The organism is Frankia sp. AgPm24 (assembly GCF_023243055.1).
GTDB classification, from domain to species: Bacteria; Actinomycetota; Actinomycetes; order Frankiales; family Frankiaceae; genus Frankia; species Frankia umida.
The window spans coordinates 23,243-42,926 of sequence record NZ_JALKFW010000186.1 but is presented as its reverse complement, the minus strand read 5'-3'; the positions used below and the strand labels follow the sequence as shown (position 1 = coordinate 42,926).

The window sequence follows — 19,684 nt, the reverse complement described above, 5'->3', positions numbered from 1 at the left end:
ACCCGCGACCCCTACAAGATGCGTCACAGACCGTGACCCTGGTCAGGTCGTGGGCGCTGTTACGACTCCGGGAACGGGAACGGGCGTCAGTCGGTGGGGGGTGGGCCGGGGTGGACCTCGGGCTGGACGGGCGTGATCGTGAGGCCCATGGTCGTCGCGCGCTGTTCGCCCCAGGCCCACATGGCGGTGAGCACGGGCGAGAGGCCGCGACCGGCCTCGGTGAGGCTGTACTCGACGTGGGCGGGGGCGGCGCTCACCAGGGTGCGGTCGATGATTCCGGCACGCGCCAGCTCCCGCAGCCGCTGGGTCAGCATCTTGTCCGTGATGTCGGGGATCAGGCGCCGGATCTGCGCGAAGCGAAGGTGATCGTTCTCCTTGAGGTGGGCCAGGATCACCGGCGTCCACCTGCCACCGATCACCTCGAGGGTCACCTCCACCGCGCAGTGGTAGGCACGCTCGGCCATCGACTCTCCGTTTCGTCGTGCTCCGGCCTGCGCCGCACCGCCGCTCGACCACACCACACCACACCGCCACACACCGTGGGTACGCACCAGAAAGTGCGTACCCACGGTACCGCAACCTTCTGATAGCGTCTGCCGCGGGAGGTTCTGAAGAATGATTCTTGAGTACATCAGATATCGCATCCCAGAACATCGGGCGGACGAGTTCGAAGAGGCCTACAAGCAGGCATCAAAATCTCTCGAAGAATCGCCGGAGTGCCTGGACTTCGAACTTTCCCGGGGAGTCGAGAGCCCGGAGAGCTACATCCTTCGGATACGCTGGGAATCCCTCGAAAGCCATCTGAACGGATTCCGGAAAAGCGCACTTTTCCAGCCGTTCATCGCCCAGGTGGGCCAGTACATCGAGAGCATCGAGGAGATGCGGCACTACGCACCGACCGAGGTCGTGGGCGTGGGTGCCGGGACTCCCCGGCCGCCCACCCTCTACGAGTGGGCCGGTGGTCAGGATGCCTTCGAGCGGCTGTTCACGCGTTTCTACGAGACCGTCGCCGAGGACGAGCTTCTCATTCCGCTGTTCGCCGGCATGAACCCGGCCCACGCGCATCACGTCGCGATGTGGGTGGGTGAGGTCTTCGGCGGCCCGGCCGCCTACACCGATCTTCGCGGCGGCTACGAGAAGATGCTTGCCCATCATCTCGGCAAGGCCATCACGGAACAGCAGCGTCGACGGTGGATCAATCTGCTGGTCGATGCCGCCGACCACGTCGGACTGCCGGACGATCCGGAGTTTCGCGCGGCCTTCATGAGTTATCTCGAGTGGGGAACCCGCCTCGCGGTCGCCAATTCGCAGCCCGATGCGACGCCGATCCGGCGTGCTCCGGTTCCCCGCTGGGGATGGGGTGTGGCGCCGCCGTGGTCGCCGTGACCGGCTTTCAGGCGTGCTGGGCCTGGTGGTAGGCGTCCTGGATGGACTGGGCGATGCGGCCTCGGTCGGAGACCTCGTAGCCGTGGGCGCGGGCCCACGCCCGTATTTCGCCGGCGTCGTGGTCGGCTGCGGCGGGCGGGGTCCGGCGTCCGGATGTGGGCCGCTCGGGGGGCGGCTGGGTGTCGGGGGTGGGGTGAGCGTCGGTCGAGCCGTCGGTCCACTGGACGAGTGAGGCTCTGATCTGGTCGGCGTCACGCAGGTCCGCGGGCATGACGACCGGGGCGAGGCGGCTGATCCGCACGGATTCGCTGAGACTCGGATCCTCGAAGGAACGGATGATCTCGGCGAGATGGTCGTGGTGGGTGAAGACGATGATCTGCCAGTTCTGGGCCAGTTCCGCGAGGACCCGCAGGGTCGCGGCGGCGCGGCGGTCGTCGAAGGTGATCAGGATGTCGTCGAGGGCGACGGGTAGCGGTACCTCCCCGCGGGCGATCCGTTCGTTCTGCAACTGGCTGATCGCGGCGAGGCGCAGGGCGAGGTAGACCTGGTCGGCGGTGCCTTCGGACAGTTCACCGGGTTGACGCTCCACCTCGTCCGCACGAACGACACGCAGAAACCGCTGGTTTCCCTGTTCGATGGCGCGCAGACCCACGCAGAATCCGCCGGTGAGACGTTCGAGAACACGTCCGGCGGCGTCGAGCAGGGGGGAGGCGTGGCGGCTTTCGTAGGCTTCGAGCTGATCGCGTAGCAACCGGTACTGCATGGTGGTGACGAGGTAGCTCTCGGCCCGTTCCGCGACCAGCGCGAGGTGTTCCCGCGACTGGGCGAGCAGGACGTTGACGCTGGGTTTCTCCTGTAGCTGGCGCAGAATCGCCTCGCTGGCACCGCAGGCGTTGTCGGCTTCGGTCTGGGCGGCGGCGCAGGCGTCGCGATGGTCGCGGGCGGCTTCGAGTTCCTGGTCGAGGGTCGCCTCGTCGCGGGTCGCGAGGTGGTCGACGAGATCTTCGAGGTGGTGGTCGGGGGCGGTCGCCCGGATGCGCGCCGCGCTGGCCGCTTCCCTGTCCTGCCAGGTGTGGGCGGCGTGACTGCGTTCGAGGACGGGCGGCAGCGGCTCGTCGTCGGGGAGACCGGCCTCGGCGCGATGCTTCGCCGCGGCGGTGATCGCCAGGCCATGGCGGGTGTGGGCGTCGGCGAGTTCGGTGCTCAGATCGCCGATGACGCGGCGCACGGTCTCGGCGGCGGCCAGGTTCCTGCTGGCCGTGCCCAGCCGTGTCGCGAGGCGGTCCAGGGTGTCGGTGGGTGTGTCGGCGGTGTTTTCGCCGTGTCGTTCGGCGAGGACGGTGATGTCCTGGGCGAAGGTCTCGATCCGGCCGCGGGCCGCCGCCGCCCGGTCGCGAGCCTCGGTGGCGCTGTGATGGGCCGCCTGGGCCTGTGTGAGCCCGGTGTGCCAGGCCGTCCAGCCATCGGCGGTCATGACGGACGGCGGCCAGGTGGCGGGGCCGGTGGCGGTGGCGGGTCGGGTGGTGGCCCATCGCTGCTGGGTGTCGGCCCATGCGCGCAGTGCTTCGGCCAGGTCGCTTTCGGCGCGGGTGCGGGCGGTGCGGGCGTGCGCGGTGGCGGCCGCGTGGGTGGCGGCGCTGGCTCGGACTTCGCGGGCGCCGTCGTCCTCGGCGAGCAGGTGCCCGGCGGAGGCCAGGGCGGTGTCGAGGTCGGCGTCGGGGTAGGGATGGCCCAGCCGGGCGAGGGCTTCGGTCAGGGTGGCGCGTTGGGCTTCGGCCTGCCCGGTCAGGGCGGTGATGCGGCGTTCGGCGGCGAGCAGGGTGGTGTGGGCCTGGTGGGCCTCGTCGAGTGCGCGGTAGGCGTCGTCGGCGGCGTCCACCGTGGGTGGGGTGAGGCCGAGGTCGCGCCAGAAACCGTCCCACTGCTGGTGGGCCTGCTCGGCGGCGATGTGCGCGGCCGCGGCCGCGGCGGCGGTGGCGGTCCGGTGCTGCTCGGCTTCCTCGAGCAGGCGCTGTTTCTGGGCCTGTTTCGTGGCGGCGGAGGCGTGTTCGATCAGGTCGTCGGCGATCTCGTCGGCCCGGCTCGTCGCGAGGGCGAGGCTGGGCAGGAGTTCGGCGGCCCGCTCTGGGGTCAGGCCGCCCGCGGCGGCGCTCACGAGCCGATCCCACAGGTCGGCGCGGTGGGCGCGGGTCTGGGCGAGCTGGCCCGGGTCAGGTAGCCGCTTGCGGGTCGCGGCGGTGAGCTGGGTGCGGGCCGTGTCCACGGCCTGCTCGGCGCTGGCGTGCTCGCCATCGCACCTGGCCACCTCCGCGTCGGCCTTGACGCGCTGCTCGCGGGCGGTGCGCAGGGCGTCCCGTCCGGGCAGTGTGGACGGCTCGGCCTCGGGAAGCTGGGCGCCGGCGCGGCGCAGGGCGTCCCGGCGATCGGTGTAGGCCCCGGCGGCCTGGTCGGCCGCGGTTCGCTGCGCCCGGGTGGCCGATCCCTCCTGGTCGATCGCGGTGACCACTTCGCGCAGCAGCACGACGAGCAGCGGGTCGCGGGTGGCGGCGAGGGTCGGGGCGGCGGCGCGTTCCCGTTCCTCGGCCGTCTGGACGCTCTGGTCGGCGCGCGCCAGCTCGTCTCGCAGGGCGGCGATCCGGGTGCTGAGGGCGTCGAGGTCGGCGGCGACGTCCACCGGGACGTGCAGGGCGCTCAGCAGCTCCTCGACCGGGTGCTGGTCCTGCGGGCCGACGAGCTCGGCCAGCAGCGCGCGGGCCCGCGCGGTGAGTTCCTCGGCGCGGCGGTCGTCCTGCTCGGCCTGCCCGGTGTCACCGACGCGGGCCTCCACCAGCCGTTGTAGCCGGGTGATCTCGTCGTTGTCGGCCAGCAGTCGCTCGTCGACGGGCAGCGCGGCGAGGTTCTCCCGCTCGGTCTCGATGGCGGCGAGCAGCCGTCGGACGTCAGCCGCGGTCACACCCGACGTCTCGTCCGCGTCGCTCAGCGCTGTGACCTGCTCGGGTGTGAGCACCATCCCGGTGGCGAGCAGCTGGTCACGTGCCGCCCGCGCCTCGAGCATCGCCTGGACCTCGGGCAGGGCCCGGCGGCGCTGCTCGGCTTCGGTGTGGGCCCTGGTCGCCGCCGCCAGCCGGGTCTGCGCGGTCCGCGCGGCCAGCTGCCGGCGCGCCCGCTCCTGTTCGGCTTCCTGGACGGCCTGCCCTGAGCTCATCGCGGCCTTCGCTTCGCCCTGCAGCCGGTCGGACTCGGCCCAGGCCAGCCGGATCGGGCTGCGTTTGTTGCCGCGATGCGTCTTGTACAGCGCTTCGCTTTCGGCCTGCAACGTCCGCACCAGTTGGTGTACCGCCCGGCCGCTGCGGGCCGCGAAGACCAGTTCGGCCAGATCGCCGCTGCCTTCGAAGACCCGACTGCCGCCCTCGCGCAGTTCCCGTTGGGACAGGCCGAAGGCCCGCCGCCACTGGTCGCGGGCGTCCGGCTCCGGCGGCCCCCAGATCGGGTCGAACGGACTGCCGTCCGGGATGGTCTGCAGACCGGTGCCGCGCCGGCGGACGCGGACCTGCCGCCCGTCGGGGAGTTCGAGATCGGCGGTGAGACTCAGCCGGCCGGTGGAGAAACTGTAATCCCGGTGGCCGCGGCGAAATCCCCACAGCAGATCCGCGAGGCCGCTCAGCGTGGTGGACTTCCCGGTCTCGTTGTCGCCGATCACCACGGTCAGCCCGGGGCCGAAGGTGACCTCACGGTCCTCGAAGGCGCCGTACCGCTCCAACCCGAACGAACGAATCAACATCTCAGATCTCCATGTCGCCGGTGAGGCGGGCGAGCAGCCCGGTGCCGGCACGCTCGGCGAGCTCGGCAAGCACCGCGGTGTCGCGCAGGTTCAGCAGCTCCGCGTTCCGCAGGAGACGACCGAACTCGCGGTCCAGCGGCTCGGCGAACGCTGCCAGCCGGTCGCCGTCAGCGGCCAGATCCGCCCCGGCGGCGCGGATCGCGGCCACCAGATCGGCATCGACCGTGCTCGGAGCATGTGGGCTCTCGACCCGCACCCGGATCTTCTCGAATGCCACCGCCAGCGCGGCCGCGGCGCCGTGCAGCTCGTTTCGCAGCCGTTCCTCGTCCGTCAACGCCCCGGCCACCGCGGAACGCCCGACGAGTACCAGCCGGGCGGCCACCGGCCGTTCCCCCGCGTCCGCGCGGGTCGCCCGCAACCGCTCGTCGACGTTTTCCAGGACGTCATCCAGCGTGCGGCAGGACGAGACGTCGATCGTCAGCGACGCCCAGCGGATGTCATCGCAGGGCTCGAACCGGGTCACCGGCCGCCGCCCCGGTTCGATCTCGACGACGAGCGCCCCCTTGGGCCCGCTCTCCCGCGGCATCCGCCCCTGAAGGTTCCCGCTGAACGCGGCCACCCCTTCGCCGAGAACCTGATGGGTGTGGACGTGCCCCAGGGCGAAGTAGTCGTAGCCGGTGCGGGTCAGATCCTCCACCGTGCACGGCGCGTAGACGGCGTGCCCCTCGGCTCCCCCGACCGCGGTGTGCAACACCCCCACGTTGACCAGACCGCTGATCGCGTCGGGATAGGAACGGGCCAGGTTCGCGTACACATCCCGGGTCGCGTAGCTCTGGCCGTGCACCGCCAGACCGATCTCCTCGACGTGGGCGGTACCGGCGTTGTCCGCGTCGAAGACCGTGACGTTCGGCGGCAGGCTCAACGCCCGGGTGATCTCGCTCTGCGCGTCGTGGTTGCCCCGGACCAGGAACACCGGGATCCGCTCGTCGTGCAGCCGCCGCATCTGCTCGACGAAGAAGCGGCCCGTCCCGTAATCCTGCCAGTCGCCGTCGTAGATGTCGCCGGCGAGCAGCAGCGCGTCGGCCTCGGAACGCACCGCGAGCTCCACGAGGTTCTCCAACGCGCGCCGGGTGGCCAGCCGCAGCCGATCCGCCAGCGCGGGGTCCTCAAGCCGGCTCAGCCCGCGAAGAGGACTGTCCAGATGGACGTCGGCCGCATGAACGAGACGCACGCTCGATACCCCCAGAATCCATCGAGCCTTCCCCGGTGCCGGCGAAAAGCCGACTTGACCGAAGGAGTCTGGTACCGCGCCAGCCCGAAATCAACCCACCCCGACCACCCGAACCGCAACATGTCTGCAGATCGTTCAACTATTGTTTTCCTGTAGCGCCGACCGCCGAGATGGCACGCAAACGGCCGACCGCCCGACCCTGCGCACCCGGCCCCGTCGTTCACGGCAGCAGGCCGAACACTCAGTCGGTACTGGCGACCTGGCGGCGAGTCGCCCGCTCATCGAGGTATTCTTCGAACTTGTCAAGGATCGCGAACATCTCAGCGACTGGCATCGAGAACTCGTCCCACCTCTCGATCAGCGAGTCGAAAACAACCTCATCCCCAGCCAGAGTCTGATCGGTGACATTTCCAGAGGTTCCTTCGTACTTCCCCTGGAGAACCTCCCGCCAGCTCTCGCGAAACTCTTTCAGCGATTCTCGATTACGCTGGATATCTCCCATCAGCCAGTCGCGTACGGCAGTCATCCTGTTCTCGGAAAACACATCCGCAGGGTCGGTGTCGAGTCGATCGCGAACACCATCGACAAATTTCCATTCCACCACCATTTTCGCCTACCCTTCGTCCATGTCCGGAAACGCAGTCCGAACCGCGCCGTCCTGCCCTACAAAAAATTTGATATGCACACCCTCGTACGAGCCGCGCCACTGCTCGCCCACAAGATTTTCGCCTCGCTTGAGCATAGGGGCCAGCGTGGAATCATACACATCTTCGTATGATTTCTGCACCGCCTCGCGAACCTTCTCCCTACTCCAGGAGTCAGGAAACATTGTATGCTTTGGAACCTTCTTCTCACGCCATTCTCCCGAACCTGGCTCGAGAAAATCAACCTTGGCTCGGTAGACCCCTTCCGGGCTGGGGTCCCCGATCCGAGTCAGGCGCCGGTCAGGTGGTGCAACCCCGTCAGGGGCGCTGTGAAATCCGGTTGGCCTCCCCTTTTTGTTCCATTCCCCGTCAAGGATGTGAGTGAAGACCTTCTCTGGAATCGGGGGGCGCTGGTCGGTAGGTGTCGGGCGGTCCTTACCGGTGGAGGGCTCGCGGACGGGGCTCTGGTCTGCCGCGGGGGTGGATGAGCGCTCCTGCGGTGCTGGTCCGGGCGCCGCGGACGAACGCTGATCGGCTTGGCGGAGGCGGGCGACGGCCTGGTCGAGCAGGGACGCGCTTCGCTCGGCAGAGGAGACCTCCCGCGCAGGGGCGGGTGCAAGGCGGCGAAGGTCATCGGCGGAGACCGTTTTGGCCTCGTGGGGAACGGGATTCGCGGTGCGTGGGGTGGGCTCGGCGGCGCGGGGGCCGAGTACCAGCCGGTCCAGCGCCTGCGCCTTTGTCTCCGGGCCGCGAAGAACCGCGCCGGCGCGGTCCGCGGGAGAGCCGGCGCGGTCGGTGGAGACTCCCGCCTGGTCGGGCTTGGGCACGGACGCGCCGGGGCGGTCGGAATCCGCGGAGTGGTCCGAGCCGGACGTTTCCTCGGGGTCGGGGTTGCCTGCCCCGCGGGCCACTGCCCGGTCCAGGAGTTGTGCCTTCGCTTCGGCTCCGGTGATCTGCTCGGACAGGTCGGACGCGCCGTCCGAGGAGCGCCCGGAGACATCGGCGCCTGACGGCAGGCGGTCACGCGGCATCGGCACCCACCGCACCAGTATCGCCACAATATGCGCGATGTGTAGCGCACTAGCCACATAAAGTGCAAAAGTGGTTGCCGGCGCGGAGCAGGATCAGCGGCAGGACGGTGGACAGCGAGCCTACGGGTAGGCAGCTTCGCAGGTCAGCAGCAGATCCGCTGCGTCCGGCGGAACGAGGTCGGGCGGGCCACGGCTCGTGCTGGCCATAACCCGCCCGGCTGGCTGTGGCGGCGCTAGCGGCGCCGAGCTTTCAGCCAAGCGTCGATCTTTTCGTAGCCGTCCTCGCCGGGCCGCACCACCCGCATGGCGCCCAGCATGCAGTACTCCTCGGTGCTCAGTAGGACGGCCACTCGGCCAGGCTGGTGGAGGTGAACAGGTTGGACGCGTAGACCAGGGAGCCATGCGGGGCGTCGAAGGTCAGGCACCCCTGGTACTTCTCCCCCGCGCTCAACGTCGCCGCGCTGAACTGCGGCTCACAACCGATCGCCGGCTGGGCCCGCGCACCGTCGGGGGTCCGGACGTAGAAGTCGAACGCGTTGACGGTGAAACCCTGCTTCTGCGCGGTGAACGACACCAGGAAGGTCGCGAACGCCGGACCGCTGGTCGGCTTGGTGAACCCGCCGAAGAACGACGACACCGCCTGCGGCGCGGCCACGCTCACGGTCGCCGCGACCGCACCGTCCTTACGGATCTCCAGCACCTGCCCGTACTGGGCCTTCGCGGCGCCGCCCGATCCGGAACCGCCGGACCCGCCACTCTGCCCCGGTGCGGCGGTCGCCCCCGTCGCGGTGACGGACGTGTCCTCCAGACAGCCCGTCAACCCCACCATGCCAACCAGGACACCGACGAGAACAAACAGACGTGCCTTGCGCATGTGAAACCCCCGTGTGAGACAGCTGCCGGAATCACCTCACGGCAGCATCGAGAAAGCCTGCCCGAACTCCGGGTGAACCAGGAGCGGGGAGACGTGATTTCCGCCAGGTCAGATCCGCTACCTGGCGGTGTTCGGCCCCTTATCAAAGGAGCTCGACGATCGGTCTTCTACCGGAACCCGCCGGCCACAGCCATGGGCGAGTACAACGGCAGTGCGTGACGCATGGATCCCCCCAGAACCAGCGCGCACCAAGCGGCGTCCCAGCCACTCGGCAACAAAACGATCAACAGATGCACTCGATGCGGCCAGATGAGCACCGGCACCCGGCTACAGAAATATCCTACACGACCGATCGCCTGGTGTGACGTTTCAGGCCATGCGACGAAGATTACAGGTCGAACAGTGTTGCACCGGATTCCTCGGTCGGCACCGGATTGGCACGGGCACCCTTCTTCTTCGCGCCCTTCTCATGGAGACCGGCGGCGACCTCCTCAGCGTACCGAGCATGGTTCAGCTCCAGCAGCCGATCCAGCACCTCCCGCTGTGCCCACGGCCCGATCGTGTACCGCGTGTACTTCCCCGCCGGATGAAATCCATGATCGAGACCGCGCTCGACCATGTCATCCCAACCGTAGGCACGGAAGGTTGATTCATCGATGAGTCGGTGAATTTCTCTCAGCTCAACTATATCCCGATCTTTGCAATTTCCATCGAAGACAAGGTTATACAACTTCGTCAACCCCAGACTTCGAGTCAACATTACATCGCGCCGAATTTCATCCAACCGCTGGCCAATTTTTCGCATCGTACCGTCGAGAGCGGGCAGGGGAAGAGTTTCAAACACATCGGATGGCGAGTAATTCAAATCCGATTTCATAGTCGAACTCCGACTCATCGCCCACCAATAGTGCAACGAGGAAGAGACAAGAGACAGAAATGCCGTGTCGTCGATCGAGAAAATCGCGATCTTGTGCGCGAAAACCTGCCCAGTTGGAACCATCACTGGCATTACCGTACTACTCACGAGCGTAATGACTACAACTCTTTCGAGATTTTCAATCTCAGCATAGAGCTCTGGCCTGGATCTTTCGAATTTCCACCATTTCTCGCGCGCATTTTTGCTGTACCTATTCACCTCGCGCTCGGGCTTCACCAGTCGATAGACCTGGTCATAGCAGTCTCGATATTTTTTCGCCCGATCCTCCGACCAATCACGAAAATTGATTACCCATCGACTTCCAGAGAAATCTGGACGGGAGTTCAGATCCTGGCCGTTGACATATGGGAACAGAACCTCGGCGTTTCGAGGATCCTTCGCGATCAGATTCTGCGCGAATCCTGGATCCATCGTGAACCCAAGGCCCAGAACATAGCTTCCAATAAAGGAAATTCCCTCGCTTTCCGCAAGTCGATTCGGATTTCCCGAAAATCGAGACTCCGGAACTAGGGACGGGGAGATTGCCGAAACAGAGATATCGTCAGACAAGCGGATAGCGTTCTCGCCGATCTGGGTTGTAGTCCAGATAGCGCTGAACTCCAGGGTCGCAGACTTGGAGGGCCAGGGTCGAGTCTTTACGGAACGGCGGATGATGTGACCTCGGCGGACGATCTGGTCGAGGCCGACCTCACGGGTGTCGCCTTGGGCGATGGTGTTGGTGGCGATCAGGCCGGTCTGGCCGCCTGGGTTGAGCAGTTCGTGTGTGCGGAGGGTGAAGTAGGCGATCAGGTCGGCGCTGCCGCGGGCTGAGGCGCCGATGTCCTCGACCAGGTATTCGCGGTAGGCCACGCCCATCGCGCCGGTGAGCTTCTGGCCGCCCAGGAACGGGGGGTTGCCGATGATGGCGTCGAAGCCGCCCCGTTCGAAGACCTCGGGGAAGACGAGGGGCCAGTGGATGGGGACGCGGGTGAAGCTGCCGGGGACGTGGTCCGCGGCCAACCAGCGCTTGATCTGCCTGATGGCGTCGTCCACGGTCGTGGTGCCGGCGGTGAGGTCGGCTACCAGTTTGGCGGCGGCGACCGAGGCGTTGTTCTGGCCTCGGTCGCCGCGGCCGGCGTGGGCGAGGATGGCGCCGACCAGGGCGTCGGCGTGGTGGCGGAGCTGGGCGGTGCGGTTCTGGGCGTCGGTGAGCAGTTGGGCCTTCTCGTCCAGGCCGTCGAGGGTGGAGCCGTCCCGTGCGACGAGGGCGCGGCGTTCGTCGGCGACGGAGTGGACGAGTTCGCGGATGCCGGCCGTCCACTTGAAGAGATCCTTGTGGATCTCGCTGCCTCGGGCCGGGTCGAGGTGCATGTGTTCGAGCTGGTCCACCGAGGTGATGCCGAGCAGGGAGTCGCCGGCGACGAGTTTGTCGTCGAGGAAGGTGAAGGGGCGGTGGGGGTCCATGGAGACCAGCCACAGCGACAGTTTGGCCATCTCGACGGCCATCTCGTTGATGTCCGCGCCGTACAGGCAGTGTTCGATGATCTGGCGGCGGGCCTCGATGATGGCGCCGTCCTCCTCGGCATCGGCCGCGGCGGTGTCGGCCGGGCGTAGCGATGCCAGGTCAAGCGGGGAACGGCCGGTCAGGCCGGTGGGAAGGCGGCCGGCCTGCGTGATGCCGTCGGTTTCGGCCTCGGTGAATCGGCCGAGGGCTCGGGAGTCGCCTTCGAGCGTCCACGCTTCGACGAGGCGGGCGCCGAGGTAGCGGGCGGCGGCGACGAGGAAGGCGGCCGAGCCCATCGCGATGTCGGCGACCTTCAGCGCCAGGATCTCGGTGCTGGAACGCAGCTGCCAGGCCCTGGTGTCGGCGGTCTGGAGCGGGCCGGGGGCGTAGACGAGCGGTTCGAGGGCGTTGTTGGCGACCTCTTCGGCGAGGAAACGCGGGGTGTAATGGGTACCGGTGTTGCGGCGCAGCGGTGATTCGGTGACGTACAGGCCGCCCTCAAGGACGACGACCGGCTGGTCGCGCAGGTCCCGGCGGAGCAGGCCGTAGTACGGCAGCAGCCGTTCGGCCGTGGGGTAGTCGCCGCGGGTGACGGCGAGCAGGGCCTTGCGGGCCTCCTCCCGCTCGGTGGCGTCCAGTGGGATGAGCCGCTTCTCGACGGATCTCACCGAGCCGATGCCGCTGGACGCCCATTTCTCCGTGATGGCGGCGGCGAGCAGGGGGCGTCCACGGTGTTGGAAGGCGAGCCCCTCGAGGTCGGCGAGGGTCGTCTCGGCCTCGAGGCCCTCCTTGCCGACCAGACCGACGATGATCTCGTCGACGTCGGCGCAGCGCGCGTCGTAGGACAGCAGGCCCTCGTAGACGTAGCCGATCTGCTCGACGTCAAGGGAGCGGAAGCTCAGCGTCCGCCGTTCGCGGGAGCGGCCCGAGCCGACCTGGACGTGCTGGACGGCCCGCAGCATGTGCAGCACCGTGCGGTCGTCGACACCGAGTGGCAGCCAGGGGTGCGTGTCGGGGTCGAACAGCGAACCACCGTGGGCGTGCATGCGCAGGCGCGGGTGGTCGACGCCGGTGTGGACGGCGGTGAACAGCGCCCGCAGCCGGTGCCAGGCGGCACTGGACTGTTCCAGGTCGTCCTCGGTGGCGCCGTCGGAGATCTGGCCTTCGAGGTCGGCGCACAGGCGTCCCACCGAATAGGTGCCGGCGTAGAGCTCGTTGTCGGCGGGCAGCAGGCCGCGTTCCTCGGCGTAGAGCAGGAAGACGATCCGCATCATCACCGCGACCGCGCCGCGGTAGACATCGTGGGCGCTCAGGCCGGGTTCGCCAGCCGCGACCGCCATCGGGAGTCCGGGGCCGCCGCGGGCCCGGTCGGCGACATGCCAGCGGCCGAACGCGGCCACCAGCAGCTCGACGGCCTGGCGGACCTGCACGCCGAGCGCCTCGGTGATCTCCTCCTGGCTGCCGAGGCTCGCCTTGAGCAGCGACACCAGCGTCTCGTCGTCCGGGACGCCGAAGAACCGTCGCCGGCACAGCAGCGAGACGAAAGCGCGCACCACGTCCCGTTCCGCGGCCTCCGGCCAGGAGATCGCGTCGAACACCGCGGTGGACGTCACCCCGCCGCGCGGCGCCCAGACCAGCGCCCACTGCCGGCCGCTGGTGACCAGCGCCAGTTCCACCCCGTGCTGACGGCAGGCCAGCGCCGCGCGGTCCACCGGCGTGGCCGACCACGCCTCGCCGGTGATCCGCCCCGTCGGCGACTGCCCCGGCGCCACGACCAGCCCCAGCAGCCGCACCGACTCCGGCTTCACCCGCCCTGGCCGGGTCGGTCGGGACGCCCCGGCCAGGGCACCACCCGACATGGTCGGGCCGTCCGATGTGATCGGGCCGTCCAGTGTGGTCGGGCCGTCCAGTGTGGTCGGACCGTCCAGTGTGGTCGGGCCGTCCGAGGCTTCGTGGATCAGGGGGATTGTGGGGTCGACGAGGGCGAAGGAGGCGACGATCCGGGTGTCGTGCTGGTCGACGTCGACCGCCAGCGGTGCCAGCGTGTCGGCGGCACCGGGATCGGACGGCCAGAGCAGCGCGTCGCCCCAGCCGAGAAGATCGGTCAGGACGTGGCGAATCCAGGTGTGCTGGCCGGCGGCGGGGTCGTCCAACCAGGTGGTGTGGGCGCGGCGCAGGCGTTCGCGGGCCGGCTTGTCCAGCGGGTCGAGGGTCGGCCAGATCCGGCGCAGCACCGGCAGGCTCAGGAACGGGCCGGTGATGTCGATGAGGCTCAGCCAGTCGCGGTGCTGGGCCACCCCGTCCGGGACAGGCGGGCGCCGACGGGCTCCGCCCGAGGTGGGTGCCGGGGTCATCGTGCGGCCTCCCCGGTGGGCACGACCAGGACGACCGCGACCGGGAACTGGTGCTGCTGCGGGTCACGGTAGCGGCTGGCGATCACGTCAAGCTCCCGTTGCTTCTCCCGTTCGAGCCGGGTCAGGCGTTCCTCCCAGGACGAGCGGTCCCGGCGGAACTGGGCGAGCTCGTCGCGGCTGTGGGCGATCTCGGCGACGCTGAACAGGGCGTCCTCGTCGTTGTCGGGGTCGGCGAGGGCGGCGCGCAGGCCGGCGGCGAACTGGTCGAGGATGCCGACGATCCGGGCCTGCTCGGCGGACTGGCGCTGCGTCAGGATGCGAGCGAGTGACTCGCGGCGGGTCCTGGTCCGCCAGTTCAGGGCGGACAGCACCCCTTCGCGTGCCGCCGGCCAACGTTCGGCGAGACGGTCCGCGGTCTCCGCCGGGACGGCCCGGCCCGCACCCAGCGCGTCACCGACGATCTCACCGAGCACGGTGAGGTTCTCCAACCGGCGGAACCGTCCGGTGGCCGGCAGCCAGCCGCCGGCCTGCAGCACCTCCTCGTGCAGGCGCAGCCCGTCAGCGCCGACCAGGACGAACCGGGCGAACGCGCCGACGAGCACCTCCTCGCAGCGCGGATCCTCGCTGCGCACGACCGTCACCCGGTGCAGACCGACATCGGCGTTGGAGACCGCGCCGCGCAGCAGCCGGGTGGACATCTCCACCAGCCGGTGGCCCAGATGCGCGAGCACCACGTCGTCGCGGCCGCGGGCCAGCTCCGGGTCGAAGGTGACGGGCCGCTGGCGGGGCGGGGTGTCGTCCCGGTGCAGTTTCTCGGTGAGCCCGGCGGACGCCCGCGCCCACGACCCGGTCAGCGTCGGGACGTCGAACAGCCCCTCGTCCGCAGGACCGTCCCACGCGCCCGGCAGCAGCTCGCCCGGCTTTCCAGGCTTTCCAGGGTGGCCCGGCTGGCCCGGGTGGCCGAGTTGGGCCGGGTGGCGGCTCTCGTGCAGGTCGGCGCGCTCGTCGACGTGTGAGGTGAGGGGCTGCTGGCGGGCGAGGTCCAGCGCGGTGGACACCACCCGGTGCACCGCCCGCGGGGTCAGCCCAAGATCGTGAACTGTCTCGTCCAGCGTGGCGCGCAGCCGGCGCACCTGGTCACGGACGTTCTCCGCGACCGGCACGGTCGCCATGACCGCACCACCCCCACCTCCACCGGCAGCGCCCACCGGGGCGGGCAGGTCGAGCTCGGACGGGTCGACCAGGCGCTCGCCGAGCATCCGGCGCTGGACCCGGTCGGAGAGCACCGCGTTGACCGAACCGAGGTCGGCCTCCATCCGCACGACCTTCTTCACCACCCGGGACAGGAACTCCAGATCGGCCTCATAGGAATCGACCGCGCCCGTCCAGCCGGAACCGACGAAATGCCGGATCTCCGGCCGGTGACGCTGCCCGTAACGGTCGATCCGGCCGATGCGCTGTTCGAGCTTGTTCGGGTTGAACGGAATGTCGTAGTTCACCAGCCGGTGGCAGTGGTTCTGCAGGTCGATACCTTCGCTGGCGGCGTCGGTGGCAAGCAGAATCCGCACCGGGTGTTCGCTGGGATGGGCCTGGAACGCCAGCCGCAGCTGCTCACGTTCGTCGGCGGGCAGCCCGCCGTGCAGCAGACCGAGCCGAAGCCGGCCGTTCTCGTTGCCGGCGAGTCCGTCCTGGCGCAGCAGGCCGGCGAGCCACAGTTGCGTGTCACGGTATTCGGTGAACACGACGACCCGTTCGTCCGTCCAGTGCGTCCCGTCCGGGCGGCAGACCGCGTTCAGGTACTCGAGCAGGACGCGGGCCTTCGCGTCCGGCTGGGCTTCCTGGGCGTCAGCCCAGCTCCGCATCCGGTCGAGCAGGGCGAGTTCGGCGTCGGTCGGGTCCGGTGCCAGCGGGCCGACCCGGTTCAGGGCGTCGTCCTCGGCCTCGGCGAGCTGCTCGTCGTCAAGGGTGGCGACGTCATCGAAGTAGTCGTCCAGCCACTCCGGCACGTCGTCCGCGTCCTGGCCGGCGCGCGGCCCACCGGCGGGTCGGGCCCGGCGCGCACCGAGCGTCTCCCGGTAGACGGCGACGGTGTGCGCGAACGCGGCCGGGGAGGAGAACAGCCGCTTCTTGAGCAGCAGCGTCACCAGGTCGGTTGCCTTACGACCACGTTCGGAGTTCAGCCGGACGCGCCGCAGCGCCGCGAACTCCTTCACCAGGGCATGGATCTCCCGCTCGCTCTCGGGATAGACCACCGGCAGGTCACCCGGGGTTCGCGGCTGGAACCGCGGGGTGCCGTCGGCGTTCTCGATGCTGCCCTTGAGGCGACGGACGACCACCTCCTCCACGGCCCGACGGTCCGGCGCGACACCACGGGCGAAACGCTGGTCATCGAGAATCTCCAGCAGCGCGGTGAACGACGCCAGATAGCCGTTGTGCGGGGTCGCCGACAGGAACAGCCGGTGGGTGAAATGCGGTGCGAGCCGACGGATCAGCTTGGTCTGCTGCGAGTCGACCGCATACACCTGCCTGGGTGCGGCCGGGGCGACGTGATGCGCCTCGTCCAGAACAAGCAGGTCGAACGTGCGCGGATAGGTGGGCTGGCCGTCGCCGGGAAGCACCTCGTCGAGCAGGCGCTGCGCCTTGGGGCCGCGCAGCCATGGCAGGCTGACGATCGTCAGGCCGAACACCTCGAACGGGTTCGCCGCGCTGCCATGCGAACGGCGTACCGCCGCGCAGCGCTCCGCGTCGATGATGGTGAACTCGCGGCCGAACTTCTCGGCCATCTCGTCACGCCACTTCGTCGTCAGCCCCGCCGGGCAGACAATCATGATCCGCCGGGCCCGGTGGCGCAGCAGCAGCTCCTCGGCGACCAGCCCCGCCTCGATCGTCTTGCCCAGACCCACGTCATCGGCGAGCAGCAGGTTCACCCGCGGCGCCGCGATCGCCCGGGCCACCGGCTCGAGCTGGTAGTCCTCGACCGCGACCCCCGAGCGAAACGGCGCCTGCAACCTGCGGGCATCCGCGGACGTCACCGCCGACCACCGCAGTGCGTCCAGGAACGCGGCCAGCCGCCCCGGTGGATCGAACCGCCCCGCGACCACCTCCGGCAGCGACCCGCTGGGCAGCACCCGCCGCCCCGGCTCGACCTCCCAGATCACCTCGATCGTGTGCCCGTACCGCCCGTCCTCGACGCTCTGCAACGTGACCAGCGAACTCGGCATCCGCGGTCCCGCGGGCTCGGACCGTGCGGGCTCGGACCGTGGTGGCTCGGACCGTGGTGGCTCGGACCGTGGGGGGATGTCGACCCCGGCCACCACCCACTTCTGCCCCCGCACCTCGACCAGTGCGCCGATGCCCGGCAGGTCGCGCTCCGCGGCCTCGCGCCGTGTCGCCTCGCGTTCGGTGGTCGGCGTCGGCATCCACATCCCCCTTACGGACAGGCCGCCCATTCTGGCAGGACGCGAACACCCCCCGTGCTCGCGACGGCCCTCCGACCCCGGGACGACAGATCCGATCATCCCGACATCCAGCCCAACATACCCTGTGAATCGAGTTCACATCCAGTCAGATGGAAAAGGGATCTTCCATCTGGCACCCGGATGGAAAATTCTGGGCCCTAAACTTTCCATGTGGACAGATCGATCTTCGAGAGGAGCCCCACCGGCTCCCTGGTGAAGATCGCCGGCACCGACGCACGCACCGGGGAGTACGAACACGTCGCCTTCCAGCCGTATCCGCTGGGCGAGGAGGAGCCGAACCTGGCCGGGACGACCTGGCGCGCTGTCGCCGCGGCGGGAACCGAGCTGGGCCGGCTGGGCCAGGCCGGTCGCCAGATTCCCGATCCGACACTGCTTCGCCAGCCCACGTTGCGTGCCGAGGCGCAGAGCACCTCGGCGTTGGAAGGGACCTTCGCTCCCCTGGAGGACGTGCTTGCCGCCGACCTCACCGAACCAGGCGCGCGCAGCGCGTCTCTGCGCGAGGTCCTGAACTACGTGGAGGCCGCCGAGACAGCGTTCGCCTGGTTGCAGGAGGGGCGCCCGCTGTCCACGGCATCGCTGAGTTCGGTCCACGAGATCCTGGTCCAGGGCACCCCCGCGGACACCCGGGAGGCCGGACGTGTCCGGCGCATCCAGGTCGCGATCGGCAGTCACGGCGGACACATCTCCACGGCCCGTTTCGTTCCGCCGCCACCAGGGATGGAACTCGACGCCGCCTTCCGAGACCTGCTGGACTGGCTGAACGGGCCATCCCGGATGCTCGATCCCGTCGTGGCCGCGGCCATGGCCCACTATCAGTTCGAGACGCTGCATCCGTTCAACGACGGCAACGGGCGGATCGGACGTCTCCTGGTCGTCCTGCAGCTACTCGCCCGTGGCGCCCTCCCCCAGCCTCCACTGCTGACGATCTCGCCCTGGTTCGAGGCGCGTCGCGACAGCTATCAGGACCGGTTGCGGGCCGTCAGTGCCGTCGGCGACTGGGACGGCTGGGTCGGCTTCTTCGCGGACGGCCTCGCCGATTCCTGCCGCCGGACAGTACGGACCGTGACGGATCTGCTGGCGCTGGAAGCCGCCTATCTGGATCGGATCCGCGCCGCCGGGCTGAGCGGAGCACTGATTCGGGACATCACCGCGCAGCTGATCGGCAACCCCTTCGTGACAGCGGCCTCCGTCGCGCGGGCGACGGGAAAGACCACCGCCGGGGCACGCAATGCCATTGGCCAGCTGATCGGTCTCGGCGTGCTGCGGGAACGGACGACCCGAAGCTATGCCCGCGTCTACGAAGCCGTCGAGGTCTTCCAGATCCTGCAACGCCCATGACCGGCGGTGCGTTGCCGCCCGCCCGCGACAGCACCCGCGGGCCCATCGGCCGGTCGGGTCAGGCCGGGATGCGCACCGCGAAGACCTGCTCGTGATCCGCCGGGGTCCACATCCACCCGGCGCCCAGCCGCGAGCCCGGCATGTGGTTCGCCCGGACGGCGTACGGCTGCGTGGAGTTCGTCATCCCCCACCGTTTCGCGATCGTCTCCGCCTCTGACCGGGCGGATTCCACGGCCTGCTGCTCATCGCCGAAAATGCCGATGATCGCGAGGGCTGGATCTTCTATGACTCCGCATTCTATGCAGCCGACCTTGCAGACAAGCCAGTTTTCCTCGCCGCTCACATGCATTCCCTTCGGCCGCACCGATCCTGGCCGCAACAATGATATCCGGCGATTCGGGAGAGGGCCCGCCGCGACACCGCCGGATCGGCGCCGTACCGGCCCACGGTGACCCTCCTCTCACCCCCGGCGGCACTTCAGGGATGTCGACGGGACGTCAATGCGGGCGCCGCGCGTCGCCCCACCGCGGCCGCCTGCCGGTTGGCCCGGCCCGCCGGCACCTTTGAGTGGCCGAGCCACCTGGTCGACACCGGCCGTCCCCAGCTGCCCCGGGAGCCCGGCGACCAGTGTCATCACCCGCCGGCGGCCCGCCGAAGGCCGACTCCCGAAAATCCGCATTTCCGACCGGCCGCATGTCAAACCGGCCCGAACGGGCCACCGTCAACAGACCGTTCCGTACACCCCGGTTGACAGCCAATGACGACCCGCACTAACTTCTGGCCCCAGAATCACCATAATACCGGGGTACCGGGCATTCAATGTGGAAACCAGCCGCATCCAGCACCCTCTCGCGCTCACAACCCCCACCGCGCAAAAGGCTCCGCTGCCCGTTCGGAACCCTTCCGGTCAGGACAAACGAAATTCGCCATTTCCCCGGCGAAGCGAAACGAAGGAGTGATGATGAATTCCCGCAGAACGAGCAGGACCGGACCGGCATTACCGGCCGACGCCGAGTTACCCCCAGCCGCGGGCGGCGCACGACCCGGCCAGGCCGCGACGCGGCACGGCCGGACGGCAACGCGGCGCGGCGACGCACGGGGCAGCCGGCGGGGGGCATCCCGCCGGCTGAACGCCATCGCCGCGGC

11 protein-coding genes are annotated in these 19,684 nt (G+C 69.0%); 2 read left to right on the top strand and 9 right to left on the bottom strand.

Annotated features, from left to right (window positions below; all coding sequences use genetic code 11):
* Positions 1–86: 86 nt before the first annotated feature.
* Positions 87–464, bottom strand: a complete 378-nt coding sequence (locus tag MXD61_RS13950; protein ID WP_248813466.1) for a helix-turn-helix domain-containing protein — start codon at positions 462–464, stop codon at positions 87–89.
* A gap of 151 nt (positions 465–615) precedes the next feature.
* On the opposite strand from MXD61_RS13950, the gene MXD61_RS13945 reads away from it, so the two are divergent.
* A complete protein-coding gene (locus MXD61_RS13945; protein ID WP_248813464.1) occupies positions 616–1,386 on the top strand; it encodes an antibiotic biosynthesis monooxygenase in 771 nt (256 codons plus the stop codon).
* A gap of 7 nt (positions 1,387–1,393) precedes the next feature.
* Here MXD61_RS13945 and MXD61_RS13940 read toward each other — a convergent pair whose 3' ends face one another.
* From MXD61_RS13940 to drmD, 7 genes are all read right to left on the bottom strand, one after another.
* Entirely contained in the window at positions 1,394–5,167 is a 3,774-nt protein-coding gene (locus tag MXD61_RS13940) for a histone-like nucleoid-structuring protein Lsr2 (RefSeq protein WP_248813462.1), read from the bottom strand.
* A gap of 1 nt (position 5,168) precedes the next feature.
* Complete coding sequence (locus tag MXD61_RS13935) at positions 5,169–6,398, bottom strand: DNA repair exonuclease (RefSeq protein WP_248813460.1); 1,230 nt, start codon at positions 6,396–6,398, stop codon at positions 5,169–5,171.
* A 241-nt stretch (positions 6,399–6,639) separates the two neighbouring features.
* On the bottom strand, positions 6,640–7,005 hold the full coding sequence (locus MXD61_RS13930) for a hypothetical protein (protein ID WP_248813458.1): 366 nt from the start codon (positions 7,003–7,005) through the stop codon (positions 6,640–6,642).
* Positions 7,006–7,011: 6 nt separating this feature from the next.
* Positions 7,012–8,088, bottom strand: a complete 1,077-nt coding sequence (locus tag MXD61_RS13925; RefSeq protein ID WP_248813456.1) for an EndoU domain-containing protein — start codon at positions 8,086–8,088, stop codon at positions 7,012–7,014.
* Positions 8,089–8,407: 319 nt separating this feature from the next.
* The gene (locus tag MXD61_RS13920) at positions 8,408–8,947 is read right to left on the bottom strand and encodes a DUF4352 domain-containing protein (protein ID WP_248813454.1); all 540 of its coding nucleotides are present in this window, start codon (positions 8,945–8,947) and stop codon (positions 8,408–8,410) included.
* 388 nt (positions 8,948–9,335) lie between these two features.
* A complete protein-coding gene (locus tag MXD61_RS13915) occupies positions 9,336–13,721 on the bottom strand; it encodes an Eco57I restriction-modification methylase domain-containing protein (RefSeq protein ID WP_374628921.1) in 4,386 nt (1,461 codons plus the stop codon).
* Positions 13,718–17,140: a DISARM system SNF2-like helicase DrmD gene (gene drmD, locus MXD61_RS13910; RefSeq protein ID WP_248813449.1), complete on the bottom strand. Its 3,423-nt coding sequence runs from the start codon at positions 17,138–17,140 to the stop codon at positions 13,718–13,720. Before drmD ends, MXD61_RS13915 begins: the two co-directional genes overlap by 4 nt.
* A 210-nt stretch (positions 17,141–17,350) precedes the next feature.
* Here drmD and MXD61_RS13905 point away from each other — a divergent pair, with 210 nt between their 5' ends.
* Positions 17,351–18,538, top strand: coding sequence for a Fic family protein (locus MXD61_RS13905; RefSeq protein WP_248813446.1), 1,188 nt, complete (start codon positions 17,351–17,353; stop codon positions 18,536–18,538).
* Between the two features lie 58 nt (positions 18,539–18,596).
* On the opposite strand, the gene MXD61_RS13900 is transcribed toward MXD61_RS13905, so the two are convergent.
* Entirely contained in the window at positions 18,597–18,887 is a 291-nt protein-coding gene (locus MXD61_RS13900; protein ID WP_248813526.1) for a hypothetical protein, read from the bottom strand.
* Positions 18,888–19,684 lie beyond the last annotated feature (797 nt).

Excerpts from the sequence above, each read along its gene's own strand:
- MXD61_RS13940 (WP_248813462.1), bottom strand. The coding sequence starts at position 5,167 with ATGTTGATTCGTTCGTTCGGGTTGGAGCGGTACGGCGCCTTCGAGGAC.
- MXD61_RS13915 (WP_374628921.1), bottom strand. The coding sequence starts at position 13,721 with ATGACCCCGGCACCCACCTCGGGCGGAGCCCGTCGGCGCCCGCCTGTC.
- MXD61_RS13900 (WP_248813526.1), bottom strand. The coding sequence starts at position 18,887 with ATGCATGTGAGCGGCGAGGAAAACTGGCTTGTCTGCAAGGTCGGCTGC.
- MXD61_RS13950 (WP_248813466.1), bottom strand. The coding sequence starts at position 464 with ATGGCCGAGCGTGCCTACCACTGCGCGGTGGAGGTGACCCTCGAGGTG.
- MXD61_RS13920 (WP_248813454.1), bottom strand. The coding sequence starts at position 8,947 with ATGCGCAAGGCACGTCTGTTTGTTCTCGTCGGTGTCCTGGTTGGCATG.
- drmD (WP_248813449.1), bottom strand. The coding sequence starts at position 17,140 with ATGCCGACGCCGACCACCGAACGCGAGGCGACACGGCGCGAGGCCGCG.
- MXD61_RS13930 (WP_248813458.1), bottom strand. The coding sequence starts at position 7,005 with ATGGTGGTGGAATGGAAATTTGTCGATGGTGTTCGCGATCGACTCGAC.
- MXD61_RS13945 (WP_248813464.1), top strand. The coding sequence starts at position 616 with ATGATTCTTGAGTACATCAGATATCGCATCCCAGAACATCGGGCGGAC.